A 13409-nucleotide genomic window follows, 5' to 3' on the forward strand; every position below is an offset into this window, starting at 1 on the left:
GGGTGATGGCTGATGAGTTCGCTCATACCGAAAGGAGTCTTTTCCTGTCCCGAGGATGACCAACGGATCAGGGCTGCCTGGCAGCATTTTCTCAGGAGTGCGGATCTGCCCGGCGATGTGGCGGTGCGTCCTCCGGTCGACCAGTCCTGGCGGCGCTGCCTGGACAGCCGGGTCGACCCGGGCCTGCGCCAGGCGCCGGAGCCGCTCACCGAGGCTCAGCTTCAGGCCCTCCGCGATCGGCACCGGCGTCTGCTCGATGCCAGCGCGCCGGTCATGGCCATGGCCCATGAACTCATGGCGCAGACCGGCAACATCATGCTGCTGGCCGACAGCGAAGGCATGGTGATCGAGGCGGGCGGCGATTACGCGGCGCGCGACCGGGCCGAGCGCATCCACCTGATGCCCGGCAGTCCTTGGGACGAGAGGCTCTGCGGCACCAATGCCATCGGCACTGCGCTGTTGCTGGGCCAGCCGGTACAGATCCATGCGGCGGAGCATTTCTGCGAGGGCATCAAGCACTGGACCTGCTCCGCCACGGTCATCCGCGACCCGCGCGACGGGCATGTGCTGGGCGCGCTGGATGTCTCCGGCGAATCGCGCAGCTTCAGCCGGCACAGCCTGGCCCTGGCGGTGACCACCGCCCAGCGCATCGAGTCGGCGCTGGCCAGGCACGAAATGGCCAGCCGCTATCGCTTGCTGGAGCTCAGCGTCGAGCAACTGGCGGCCCATCGCGACGAAGGCCTGCTGCTCTTCGACCCCCACGGCTTTCTGGTCCGCAGCAACCTGCATGGACCGGCGGCCCTGGCGGCCCGCGGCATCGATCTCGAGCTGCGCGGCAACACCCGGCTGCCGGCTCTCGCCCTCGGACTGGACGGCCGCCCGAGCGGCCCCTTGCCGGGCTGGCTGCCCGTCGACTGGCTGCAGCCCGTCCAGAGCCGGGGCGAGGTGCTGGGCACGCTGCTGCGTATTCCCTTGCCGTCCCGTCCCGCGCGCTCTTTGGCCGCTCCCCATCCGCGCAAAAGTGTGCCGGACGAGCGGGAAGCCGGCTTCGCCCGCCTGGTGGGCAACAGCGCGGCGATGGCCGCGGCGCTGCGCAAGGCGCAGCAACTGGCCGGCTGCAATGTGCCGGTGCTCTTGCAGGGCGAAACGGGCGTGGGTAAGGAGGCGTTCGCCCAGGGCATCCACTACTCGGGGGTCGGCCGCGAGGGGCCCTTCGTGGCCATCAACTGCGGCAGCCTGTCCCGCGAGCTGCTGGCCAGCGAACTGTTCGGCTATGCCGAGGGCGCCTTCACCGGCGCCCGCCGCGGCGGCATGAAGGGCAAGATCGAAGCGGCCCACGGCGGCACGCTGTTTCTCGACGAAATCGGCGAGATGCCGCTGGATCTGCAGAGCCACCTGCTGCGGGCGCTGGAGGAGGGCGAGATCTACCGGCTGGGCGAGTGCGCGCCGCGCCGGGTCGAGTTCCGCCTGGTGGCGGCGACCCACCGCGATCTGCGCGAGGAAGTGGCGCAGCGGCGTTTTCGCCAGGACCTGTTCTACCGGGTGGCGGTCACCAGCATCCGCATCCCGCCGCTGCGCGAGCGGCGCGACGACATTCCCCTCTTGGCCGGGCATATCCTGCGGCGCCAGGCCGAGCGGCACGGGCGCGCGCTGCCGGAGCTGGACCCCGAGGCCCTGCAGGCGCTGATGGCCCATGACTGGCCCGGCAACGTGCGCGAGCTGCACAACGTCCTCGAAGGCATGCTGCTGCTGGGCGGATGCCGCCTGAGCCGCGACGATCTGCCGGACGAGCTGCGCCCGTCGGCGTGGGCGGAGACCGGGGTGGTCGAGGGGCAACTCGAGGAGGCCGAGCGCGAGGTCATCCGCCAGGCCGTCGAGCGCAGCCGCGGCAACCTGACCCAGGCCGCCAGGACGCTGGGCATCGCCAAGAGCACGCTGTACCTGCGCCTCAGGAAATACGGCATGTTCCGTACAGCGGAAGCTGGCGGGCGGCTGCGGCTCGACTGATCGCGCCGGACTGACCCGGCGGGGAGGAGGGCCAGCCTCGCCTGGCAGCCGCCAAACTGTGCGCCCCTTCACCTTCCCGGCGTCGTGCCCGGTCAGCGGCTTTCCGGGCGTCGACGGCAGAGTATGCTACTGGCGAATAGCCATTTACCCCGTCGGCTCCAGCCGCAGCGCCGCCACCGAGACCGTTCACCGCCATGTCGATCGCTCCGTCTTCCGATCCCGCCCTGGGATACGCGGCACTCACGGCCGCCGGCCGGGTGCGCACGCACAACGAAGACGCCGTGCTGTGCTGTCCGCAGCTGCGTCTGTGGGCGGTCGCCGACGGCATGGGCGGGCACAGGTGCGGCGAGGTGGCCAGCGCCCTGGCGCTGGAAACCCTGCGCCGGCAGATCGCCCGCGGCGAGGACCTGCGCAGCGCCGTCCTGACCGCCAATGCCGCTGTCCTCGCCGCCGCCGAGGCCGGGGAAGGGCGGCGCGGCATGGGCACCACCCTGGTCGCGGTACGCTTTTCCGGCGCGGATTTCCAGCTCGCCTGGGCCGGCGACAGCCGCGCCTACCGGATCGGCACCGGCTCCATCGAGCAGTTGACCCGCGATCACAGCTGGGTGCAGGCGATGATCGATGCCGGCCGGCTGAGTGCCGAGGAGGCCAGCCGCCATCCCCTGCGCAACGTGGTGACCCGCTGCCTCGGCCAGAGCGGCGAGGCGCTCGAGGTGGAGCTGCTGCAGGGCCGCCTCGGCCACGGCGAGCTGCTGCTGCTGTGCAGCGACGGCCTGACCCGCGAGCTGAACGACGCGCAGATCCAGCGCCTGTGCGCCCGCGCCGCCACCCTCGACGCCCTGGTCGGCAACCTGGTCGCGGCCGCCAACCGCATGGGCGGCAGCGACAACATCTCCTGCATCGCGCTCGGGCGGGTCTCGCCGCCGCCGGTGCAGGCCGCGGCGCAAAAGCCGCGCAGCTTCCTCGGCAAACTCTTGAAATCCGCAAAGAAATGATCGGCGCCCGACTCCATGAACGACAGCGTGCTTGATATTCCCGGTTACCGCCTGCATGGCCTGCTGGGCAAGGGCGGCATGGCCGCGGTCTACCTGGCCACCCAGCAGTCGCTGCAGCGCCAGGTGGCGATCAAGGTCCTGGGCAAGGCCGAGGACCAGAGCTTCATCCTGCGCTTCATCCGCGAGGGGCATCTGGTCGCCTCCCTGCACCACCCCTCGATCATCACCATCCACGACATCGACCAGTTGCCCGACGGCCGCCACTACCTGGCCATGGAATACCTGTCCGGCGGCGACCTGGCGCGCCACAAGGGCGAGCTGTTCGCCCCGGAGCGGGCCCGGGAGATCGTCCGGCAGATCGCCAGCGGCCTGGCGGTGGTGCACGCCAAGGGGCTGGTGCACCGCGACGTGAAGCCGGCCAACATCCTGTTTCGCGGCGACGGCACCGCGGTGCTCACCGACTTCGGCGTGGCCAAGGATCTCGACCTCGACAGCGAACTGACCCAGTTCGGCATCGCCGTCGGCAGCCCGGCCTACAGCAGCCCGGAGCAGGCGCAGTGCCTGCCGCTGGATGCGCGCAGCGACATCTACAGCCTGGGCGTGATCCTGCTGGAGATGCTCACCGGCGCCAACCCCTTCCGCGGCAGCAACTACACCCAGACGGTGATGAACCACGTGCAGCTGCCGCTGCCGAGCCTGCCGGGTTCGCTCGGGCCGTTCCGCAGCCTGCTCGAGCGCATGCTCGCCAAGGAGCCGGAGCAGCGCTTCGCCAGCTGCCAGGAGCTGCTGGCGGCGCTGGAGGCGCTCGAACTGGGCGATCCCGACGAAACCCGCCTCGGCCCCGGCCTGCAGCTGAGCGCCAGCCGCATCGAAGAAGACACCCCGGCGGCCCGGCCCGCGCCGCGCCAGCCGCGCCAGCCGCGCCGCGCGCGCTGGCCGGCGGTGCTCGGCGTGCTGCTGCTGGGCGGTGCGCTGGCCGGCGGCGGCTTCTACTGGCAGCACTGGCAGCAGCAGCGGCAGGTCGACGACTTGCTCGCCAGGGCCGAACGGCGCCTGGCCGAGGGGCAACTGCTGGCGCCGGCGCAGGACAGCGCCGAGCACTACTTCCGCGAGGCGCTGCGCCTGGATGCGCGCAGCCAGGCCGCCCAAACCGGACTCGCGCGGGTCCGGGCCGCGCACATAGCTGGCCTCTTGACCCTCGGCGACCAGCGCCTGAGCGAGGGGCGGCTGCAGGAGCCGGCGCAGGACAGCGCGGCGCATTACTTCCGCCAGGTCCTCGAACTGGACGCCGGCAACGCCGAGGCCCTCGATGGCCTGCGCCGCCTGCTCGAGGCGCGCATCGCCGGCCATCTGGCGCGCGCCGAGCAGAGCATCGCCGACAAGCGCCTGCTGACGCCCGAGGACGACAGCGCGGTCTACTACTACCGGCAGATCCTCGGCTGGGCGCCCAGCAACGAGCAGGCCCTGGCCGGCCTGCACCGCGTCGCCAGCCAGTACCGCGACCTGGCCAACGGCGCCTACCGGCGCCGGGACTTCCCCGCCGCCCTGGAGATGATCGGGCGCGGGCTGCAGGCCGAGCCGGAAAACGCCGAACTGCTGAGGATGCGCGACGAGCACCAGGAGCTGCTGGCTTCGGCGCGCGCGGCCAGGGCGGCCCAGTCCAGCCGGCCCGTACAGCGGACGTCGGCGCCGCCCAGCGAGCCGCCCGCCGAGAACGGCAACCCGATCAGGCGGGCCTGGAACAACCTATTCGGCAACTGACCGACAGTCGCCGCCCCCCACCGAGTCTGCGCCACGAGAACAGGGCTTATACCGCATATGCTCAAGCTGAACTTCAAAGACGGTCGCCAGGCACCCGTCTGGCTGGTCGAGGAACGCTTCACCATCGGCCGCGACCGGCGCAACCATCTGGTCCTCGACGATCCGGGAATCTGCGCCTTCCATGCGGAAATCCGCCAGCAGAACGGCCAGTACTACCTCCACGACTGCGACAGCGAGGGCAGCACCTTCGTCAACGGCACGCGCATCGCCAGCCACTACCAGCTGCGCGCCGACGACCTGCTGCGGCTCGGCGCCGTGGAGCTGCTGCTGCTCGACCCGAGCAAGGCCAGGCCGCGGGCGGAAGCCGCGCAGCGCTGGTTCCTGCAGGTGATCCAGGGCGAGCACGAGGGGCGCAAGTTTCTCGTCCAGGGCTCGATGACCTTCGGCCGCTCGACCCGCTGCGAGCTGTGCTTCGGCGATCCCGAACTGTCGCGCCGCCACGGCGAGTTCTTCCTCAAGGGCGACGTGCTGGAAATCAAGGACCTGGCCTCGGCCAACGGCGTCTACGTCAACCGCAAGCGGGTCGAGAGCGCCGTCCTGCAACCCGGCGACCAGGTGCGCATGGGCTCGGTGACCCTGCTGGTGATCGGCCCCAAGGTTGAAGTGCCGCAGACCGAGGACGAGGACGCCACGCTGTTCATGGAGGCGGTCGACCTGCCCAGACAGGAGAAATCCAGGGCGAGCGGCCGCACGCTCGTCGCCAATCCCCTGCACGCGGCCGCCCAGGCGGCGGCCGCGCCCCAGCCCGAGGCGAAGGCCGACTCCAGCCCGCTGCCGCTGGGACTGCTGATCGGCGGGGCGCTGCTGGCGCTGGCGGCGGGGCTGGTGGTGGTCTTTCGGTAGGGCTGCTGGCGCCCCGCAACCTGCCGCGCGGCTACTCCGGGCGGGCCGGTCGGTAGGCACCAGGCCGACGTTGATTGCCTGGCATCGTCTGCACGAGGGTATTTTTATTCCTAAAAGTTTTATAAATAAAATAACAAGTTATTTTTTGGAATATTAGGGTGGCATTAGAGTAGTCTCCAACGTGGTGCGGCGGATCGGCTGCCGGGCCTCGACCAGTCAACCGGAGGAGTCCCCAATGCCAGCCGCCGCCCCAGTCCCGCATGCCGCCGAAGACATCCGGCGTCCCGTCGATCTGTCCGCCGTTCTCGCTGCCAGTCCGGCGGAGCTGCTCGCCCGGGCCCGTTCCCGCGCCACTGCCGATGGCCTCGGCTATGCCGGCAGTCTCTATCCGCCGGAGGCCTGGGCACTGCTGCAGGCTGGCGCGGCGACCCTGGTGGATGTGCGCAGCGCCGAGGAGTTGAAGTTCGTCGGACGCGTGCCGGACAGCCTGCACGTGGCCTGGCAGACCGGCCCGACGCTGGTCAGGAATCCGCGCTTCCTCCGCGAGCTGGAAAGCCGGGCCGGCCGCGACGGCGTGCTGGTGCTGCTCTGCCGCAGCGGCAAGCGCTCCGCGGCGGCCGCGGCAGCGGCTACGGCTGCCGGCTTCGCCCAGGTGTTCAACGTGCTGGAGGGTTTCGAGGGCGACCTCGATGCCCATCGGCAGCGCGGCGAAAGCGGCGGCTGGCGGCTCTGGGGGCTGCCCTGGGTGCAGGACTGAGCCGCACCTTCCCGACACTTCCTTCCCCCGTCATCCCCGTTCAGGACCGGCCGTTTCCGCGGCCGGCAGGATTTCTTCATGTCCAACAAACCCAAGGCCGTCTTCGACGGTGTCTCGCACATGCCGGAGGCGCCCGCGCCCCGGCCGGTGAACTGGCAACTGGAGCAGATCGTCGAGGAGCTGCGCACCGCCCGCGACGACTGGCGCAAGCGCTGTGGCCGGGCGCGCGAGCTGGGTGGCCGCGAACTGCCCTCGCGGCAGACCGTGGCGGAGATTCTCGCCGCGCTGTGCGGCGCGCTCTTTCCGATGCGCCTGGGACCCAGCGAGCTGCGCGAGGAGAGCGAGGATTTCTATGTCGGGCACACCCTCGACAGCGCGCTGAACGCCCTGCTCGGCCAGGTGCGCCTGGAACTGCACTACGTCGCCCGCCAGTGCGGGCAGCGCGAGCCGGACCTGGAGGCGCGCGCGGTGCAGATCGTCCGCGAGTTCGGCGCCGCGTTGCCGGAGCTGCGCCGGCTGCTGGACAGCGACGTGATCGCCGCCTACCAGGGCGATCCGGCGGCGCGCAGCCTGGACGAGGTGCTGCTCTGCTATCCGGGCGTCCAGGCGGTGATCCACCACCGTCTGGCCCACCGTCTGTACCGCGCCGGGGTGCCGCTGCTGGCGCGGATCGCCGCGGAGATCGCCCATTCGGCCAGCGGCATCGACATCCATCCGGGGGCGCAGATCGGCCACAGCTTCTTCATCGACCACGGCAGCGGCGTGGTGATCGGCGAGACCGCGGTGATCGGCAACCGCGTGCGCATCTATCAGGCGGTGACCCTGGGCGCCAAGCGCTTCACCGTCGACGAGTCCGGCCAGCTGCTCAAGGGCCAGGCTCGCCACCCCATCGTCGAAGACGACGTGGTGATCTACGCCGGGGCCACCATCCTCGGGCGCATCACCATCGGCAAGGGCTCCACCATCGGTGGAAACGTCTGGCTGACCCGCAGCGTGCCTCCGGGCAGCAACGTCACCCAGGCGACCCTGCAACACCAGCCAGGCAACGAGGGGCAGTCATGACGACGAAGCTTCCGGCCCTGTGCATTCATCCGAATCTTTCTGGAGCGATTCATGAGTGACTTTCAGGACATCCGCCAGGCTCTGGGCGACAGCGCCGCCCGCCAGCTGGCGAACGCGACCAAGACCGTTCCGCAGCTTTCCACCATCAGCCCGCGCTGGCTGGTGCACCTGCTGCAGTGGACGCCGGTGGAGGCGGGCATCTTCCGCCTGAACCGGGTGAAGAACCCGCTGAACGTGCAGGTCGCCTGCTCGCAGCGCGACGAGGCGGTGCTGCCGCAGACCTTCGTCGATTACGAGGAGCAGCCGCGCGAGTACTTCCTCAACGCGGTGACCACCATCCTCGACGTGCACACCCGGGTTTCCGACCTCTACAGCAGCCCGCACGACCAGATCCGCGAGCAGTTGCGCCTGACCATCGAAACCATCAAGGAGCGCCAGGAAAACGAGCTGATCAACAACCCCGAATACGGCCTGCTGGCCAGCGTCGACCCCAGCCAGCGGATTCCCACGCTGGGCGGCGCACCGACCCCGGACGATCTCGACGAGCTGATCGCCAAGGTCTGGAAGGAGCCGGCGTTCTTCCTCGCCCATCCGCTGGCCATCGCCGCCTTCGGTCGCGAGTGCACCCGCCGCGGCGTGCCGCCGCCCACTGTCAGCCTGTTCGGAGCGCAGTTCCTGACCTGGCGCGGCCTGCCGCTGATCCCCTCGGACAAGGTGCCGTTCGACGACAACGGGCGGACCAAGATCCTCCTGCTGCGCGTCGGCGACAAGCGCCAGGGGGTGGTCGGCCTGTACCAGCCCGGCGTGGCCGGCGAGCAGAGCCCGGGGCTGTCGGTGCGCTTCATGGGCATCAACCGCAACGCCATCGCTTCCTACCTGATCTCGCTGTACTGCTCGCTGGCGGTGCTGACCGAGGATGCCCTGGCCGTGCTCGATGACGTGGAGGTCGACAAGTACCATGACTATCCGGCCACTTATAAGTAATCCACCGCAGCCGGTGGACGCCCCGGCGCCGGCCGGCCTGCCGGACGTGGCGGGGCTGGCGCAGCTGGCCAATGCCTTCTTCGCCAGCCTGCCGGGCGGCGCTCCGGTGCGTCCCGGCGCGCCGCCCGGCGAGCTCGCCCCGGCCGTCTCCACGGCGCAGGCCCGGGAGGCGCCGCCGGCGGGCATCGCCGACGGTCTGGACCTCGGTTCGCCCGAGGCCTACGCCGCGGCGCTGCCCTCGGTGTTCCCGAGTGCCGGCGGCCTGGCGCCGTCGGCCGGAGGCGCGCCGTCCTCGCCGTACTACTTCCTCGGCGAGGGCAGTGCCCATGCCGGCGAGCCGCAGCGCTTCGCGGAGGTTCCCGTCGAGCCGGACAGCCTCGCGGTGCCGGGAGGCGACGTGCTGGGCGAGATCCTCCGCTCGATCCTCGCCGAGCCGTCCGCCCCGGCGGCGCCGGCGGGGCAGGGGGCCGGGCAGTTCTACTTCCTCGACCGGGTCGCACCGGGCCTGGAGAAGGCGCCCGATCCTGCCGGCCAGCCGCAGGTCCGCAGCGGTTTCGACGTGCAGGCGATCCGCCGGGACTTCCCGATCCTCGCCGAACGGGTCAACGGCAGGCCGCTGGTATGGTTCGACAACGCCGCCACCACGCAGAAGCCGAAGGCGGTGATCGACCGCCTGAGCTACTTCTACGAGCACGAGAACTCCAACATCCACCGCGCCGCCCACGAGCTGGCGGCGCGGGCGACGGATGCCTACGAAGGCGCGCGCAACAAGGTGGCGCGCTTTCTCGGCGCGAAGTCGGCGGAGGAGATCGTCTTCGTGCGCGGAGCGACCGAGGGCATCAACCTGCTGGCCAACACCTTCGGCCGCCAGTTCATCGGCGAGGGGGACGAGATCATCGTCTCCCATCTGGAGCACCATGCCAACATCGTGCCCTGGCAGCTGCTGGCCAACGCGGTGGGCGCGAAGCTCAAGGTGATCCCGGTGGACGACTCGGGGCAGATCCGCCTCGACGAGTACGCCAGGCTGCTCGGCCCGCGCACCCGACTGGTGAGCATCACCCAGGTGTCCAACGCCCTCGGCACGGTCACACCGGTGGCCGAGGTGATCGCCTTGGCGCATGCCGCCGGTGCGCGGGTGCTGGTGGACGGTGCGCAGTCGGTGTCGCACCTGAAGGTCGACGTGCAGGCGCTGGATGCGGACTTCTTCGTGTTCTCCGGGCACAAGATCTTCGGTCCGACCGGCATCGGCGTGGTCTACGGGAAAAAGGCGCTGCTCGACGAGCTGCCGCCCTGGCAGGGCGGCGGCAACATGATCGCCGACGTGACCTTCGAGAAGACCCTCTACCAGGAGGCGCCGGCGCGTCTGGAGGCCGGTACCGGCAACATCGCCGACGCGGTGGGGCTGGGGGCGGCGCTGGACTACGTCGAGCGCATCGGCCTGGAGCGGATCGCCCGCTACGAGCACGAGCTGCTGGAGTACGCCACCCATGGGCTCGCGGGGATTCCCGGGCTGCGCCTGATTGGCACCGCGGCGGACAAGGCCAGCGTGCTGTCCTTCGTGCTGCAGGGCTATCGCACCGAGGAGGTCGGCGCCGCCCTCAACCGCGAGGGCATCGCCGTGCGCTCCGGCCACCACTGCGCGCAGCCGATCCTGCGCCGCTTCGGGGTGGAAACCACGGTGCGGCCGTCGCTGGCCTTCTACAACACCTTCGAGGAGATCGACCTGCTGGTGAGCACCGTGCGCCGCCTGGCGACCCGGCGCTGAAGCGAAGAAAGCCCCCGGCCGTACGGTCGGGGGCTTTTCTTTTTCCGCTCCGTTCAGGCCGGCTGGAAACGCTTCAGGCGCAGCGCGTTGCCGAGCACGAATACACTGGACAGGGCCATGGCGCCGGCGGCGAAGATCGGCGACAGCAGCATGCCGTTGACCGGGTAGAGCACGCCGGCGGCCAGCGGGATCAGCGCGGTGTTGTAGGCGAAGGCCCAGAACAGGTTCTGGCGGATGTTGCCAAGGGTCGCGCGGGACAGGGCGATGGCCGTGGGCACGCCGCGCAGGTCGCCGGACATCAGCACCACGTCGGCGGCCTCGATGGCGATGTCGGTGCCGCTGCCGATGGCCAGGCCGACGTCTGCCGCGGCCAGCGCCGGAGCGTCGTTGATGCCGTCGCCCACAAAGGCGAGGCGGCCGTGGGCGGCCTTGAGGCGCTCGACCGCCGCGACCTTGCCGTCCGGCAGCACCTCGGCGACCACCTCGTCGATGCCGAGCTGGCGGGCGATGGCCTCGGCGGTGCGGCGGTTGTCGCCGGTGATCATCGACACCTTGAGGCCCAAGTCATGCAATGCGCGGATCGCTGCCGGGGTGCCGTCCTTGAGCGGGTCGGCCACCGCCAGCATGGCCGCCAGGCGGCCGTCGACGGCGGCGTACAGCGGGGTCTTGGCCTCGTCGCCGAGGCGCTGCGCCTCGCCGGCGAAGATCGCCACATCGAGGCCGAGCTGCGCCATGAAGCGGTCGGCGCCGATCTCCACCCGCACGCCGTCCACCGTGGCGCGCACGCCGTAGCCGGTGACCGACTCGAAGTTCTCCAGCTGGCCGAGGGCGAGGTTTTCCGCCTCTGCCGCCGCGACGATGGCGCGGGCGATGGGGTGTTCGGACCTGTCCTCGACGGTGGCGACCCTGGCCAGCACCATGCCGCGCTCGAAGCCCTCGGCGAGGATCAGGTCGGTCAGCTCGGGCTTGCCGCGGGTCAGGGTGCCGGTCTTGTCCAGCGCCACCACCCGCGCATCCTTGAGCAGCTGCAGGGCCTCGCCCTGGCGGAACAGCACGCCCAGCTCGGCGGCGCGGCCGCTGCCGACCATGATCGAGGTGGGCGTGGCCAGGCCCATGGCGCAGGGGCAGGCGACGATCAGCACGGCCACCGCGTTGACCAGGGCGAAGGTCAGTGTCGGCGCAGGGCCGAAGACCATCCAGGCAATGAAGGTCAGCAGCGCAGCGAGCATCACCGCCGGGACGAACCACAGGGTGACGCGGTCGACCAGTGCCTGGATCGGCAGCTTGGCGCCCTGGGCCTGCTCGACCATGCGGATGATCTGCGCCAGCACGGTGTCGCCGCCGATGCGGGTGGCGCGCAGGGTCAGCGCGCCGTTCTGGTTGATGGTGCCGCCGACCACGCCGGCGCCGGGCGCCTTCTCCACCGGCACCGGCTCGCCGGTGATCATCGACTCGTCGACGAAGCTCGCGCCCTCGATCACCTCGCCGTCCACCGGGATGCGCTCGCCGGGACGCACCTCGAGCAGGTCGCCGCTGCGCACCGCCTCGATGGCCACCTCCTGCACCTGGCCGTCGCGGCGTACCCGGGCGGTCCTGGCCTGCAGGCCGATCAGGCGCTTGATCGCTTCCGAGGTGCGCCCCTTGGCACGCGCCTCGAGGAAGCGGCCGAGCAGGATCAGGGTGATGATCACCGTCGCCGCCTCGTAGTAGACGTGCACGGTGCCGGCTGGCAGCAGGCCGGGGGCGAAGGTGGCGACCAGCGAGAACAGCCAGGCGGCACTGGTGCCGACCGCGACCAGCGAATTCATGTCCGGCGCCCCGCGCAGCAGTGCCGGCACGCCGAGGCGGAAGAAGCGCAGGCCGGGACCGAACAGCACCGCGGTGGTGAGGACGAACTGCAGGACCCAGTTGGCCTGCTGGCCGAGGGTGGCGAGGATCAGGTGGTGCAGGGCGGGGATCAGGTGCGCGCCCATCTCCAGCAGGAATACCGGCAGGGTGAAGACGGCGGCAAGGGTCAGCGCACGTTTCAGCGCACCCTGTTCGGCGCTGCGTCGAGCTTCCTCGGCATCGAACAGGTCGCCGGCGGCGGCAACGGGTTTGGCTTCGTAGCCGGCGCGCTCGATGGCGGCGATCAGCGCGGTCGTCGGCACGCCGCGCAGAACGCGGACCCGGGCGCGCTCGCTGGCCAGGTTGACGCTGGCCTCCGTCACCCCCGGCACCTTGCGCAGCACGCGTTCGACACGGCCCACGCAGGAGGCGCAGGTCATGCCGGTCACGCTCAGTTCGACGCTATCTTCGGCGACCTGGTAGCCGGCCTTGTGCAGCGCGGCGATGGCGGCGGGCACGTCGGGCGTCCCGGCGAAGGCGACGGCAGCACGCTCGCTGGCCAGGTTGACGCTGGCGCCCGTCACGCCGGGCACCTTGGCCAGGGTCCGCTCGACGCGCCCGACGCAGGAGGCGCAGGTCATGCCCTCGACCGTCAGGTTCAGATGCGTACCTTCGCTCGGACGCTGGGCGTTGGTTGATGAATCCATGGTGGTCTCACTGGAAATCCCGGATGTCGGCCACCTTAGAGCTTCCGGTGGTGGCAAGGTCAAGCTCCGGGGCTGCCGCCCGCCCGGAGATTGTCCCAAGTCATCGGTCGGCGCAGCGCTGACTGGCAAAATGATTATAAGGACGACTCAGGGCATGAAGCTGCCCGGATTCCCGCTGCGGGCCAGGGAGGGAGTCGATCCATCGGATTTTCAATAGACATTGTTTTGCCATTGCTGTGCTCCGCCGCGCGGAAGCATCGCGGCCTCCCGTTATTCGCGCAGAGCGACAGTGGCAAAGATCAGCGAAACGTTCCTTGGAGGGAACCGCCATCATGAAAACGCCCGGCGCCCTAGCCCTGACCCTCAGCCTGTTGGCCATTGACGGCGTGCCGCTCGCCAAGGCTGGCGACGAGTCTGAAGAACAAGCCACCGGCAAGTCGCTGGGTGGCATGAACGGCATGATGATCGGCGCCATCGGCGGCCCGATCGGCATGCTGATCGGTGCCGGCGTCGGCATGCTGGTCGGCGACGGCGCGGAGGATGTGGCTGACAAGACCCTGTCCGCTACCAGCAAGTCGCAGACCGCCGAACCTGCCAGCAGCGAAGACACCACCGTCATCCGCTGAAAACCCGCCGGCCCG

The 13409-nt window shown here is 70.2% G+C and carries 10 protein-coding genes; 9 read left to right on the forward strand and 1 reads right to left on the reverse strand.

Translation table 11 applies throughout. From position 1 onward, the window contains the following. The first annotated feature begins 12 nt into the window (after positions 1–12). The 8 genes from ACG10_RS08315 to ACG10_RS08350 all read left to right on the forward strand — a co-directional run bounded on the left by ACG10_RS08315 (position 13) and on the right by ACG10_RS08350 (position 10234). A complete protein-coding gene (locus ACG10_RS08315; RefSeq protein ID WP_089167871.1) occupies positions 13–2007 on the forward strand; it encodes a sigma-54-dependent Fis family transcriptional regulator in 1995 nt (664 codons plus the stop codon). Between the two features lie 194 nt (positions 2008–2201). Continuing rightward, positions 2202–3002, forward strand: a complete 801-nt coding sequence (locus ACG10_RS08320; protein ID WP_089167872.1) for a PP2C family protein-serine/threonine phosphatase — start codon at positions 2202–2204, stop codon at positions 3000–3002. A gap of 15 nt (positions 3003–3017) precedes the next feature. Next, positions 3018–4763: a serine/threonine-protein kinase gene (locus tag ACG10_RS08325; protein ID WP_089167873.1), complete on the forward strand. Its 1746-nt coding sequence runs from the start codon at positions 3018–3020 to the stop codon at positions 4761–4763. A 57-nt stretch (positions 4764–4820) separates the two neighbouring features. Beyond that, positions 4821–5666 carry an FHA domain-containing protein gene (locus ACG10_RS08330; RefSeq protein ID WP_089167874.1) on the forward strand — a complete coding sequence of 282 codons (846 nt, stop codon included), beginning with the start codon at positions 4821–4823 and terminating at the stop codon, positions 5664–5666. 235 nt (positions 5667–5901) lie between these two features. After that, positions 5902–6423, forward strand: coding sequence for a rhodanese-like domain-containing protein (locus ACG10_RS08335; protein WP_089167875.1), 522 nt, complete (start codon positions 5902–5904; stop codon positions 6421–6423). 120 nt (positions 6424–6543) lie between these two features. Then, positions 6544–7485, forward strand: coding sequence for a serine O-acetyltransferase EpsC (gene epsC / locus ACG10_RS08340; protein WP_089169823.1), 942 nt, complete (start codon positions 6544–6546; stop codon positions 7483–7485). Positions 7486–7536: 51 nt separating this feature from the next. Next, positions 7537–8469 (forward strand): family 2A encapsulin nanocompartment shell protein, encoded by a 933-nt coding sequence (locus ACG10_RS08345; protein ID WP_089167876.1) that lies wholly within the window; start codon positions 7537–7539, stop codon positions 8467–8469. Continuing rightward, complete coding sequence (locus ACG10_RS08350; RefSeq protein WP_198319036.1) at positions 8444–10234, forward strand: family 2A encapsulin nanocompartment cargo protein cysteine desulfurase; 1791 nt, start codon at positions 8444–8446, stop codon at positions 10232–10234. The genes ACG10_RS08345 and ACG10_RS08350 overlap by 26 nt, the downstream gene beginning before the upstream one ends. 53 nt (positions 10235–10287) lie before the next feature. On the opposite strand, the gene ACG10_RS08355 is transcribed toward ACG10_RS08350, so the two are convergent. Further along, positions 10288–12768, reverse strand: coding sequence for a heavy metal translocating P-type ATPase (locus ACG10_RS08355; protein ID WP_089167877.1), 2481 nt, complete (start codon positions 12766–12768; stop codon positions 10288–10290). A gap of 332 nt (positions 12769–13100) precedes the next feature. On the opposite strand from ACG10_RS08355, the gene ACG10_RS08360 reads away from it, so the two are divergent. Continuing rightward, the gene (locus ACG10_RS08360) at positions 13101–13394 is read left to right on the forward strand and encodes a hypothetical protein (RefSeq protein ID WP_227028723.1); all 294 of its coding nucleotides are present in this window, start codon (positions 13101–13103) and stop codon (positions 13392–13394) included. The last annotated feature ends 15 nt before the right edge of the window (positions 13395–13409 follow it).

Origin of the sequence: Azotobacter chroococcum (assembly GCF_002220155.1) — a bacterium.
Taxonomy (GTDB): domain Bacteria; phylum Pseudomonadota; class Gammaproteobacteria; order Pseudomonadales; family Pseudomonadaceae; genus Azotobacter; species Azotobacter chroococcum.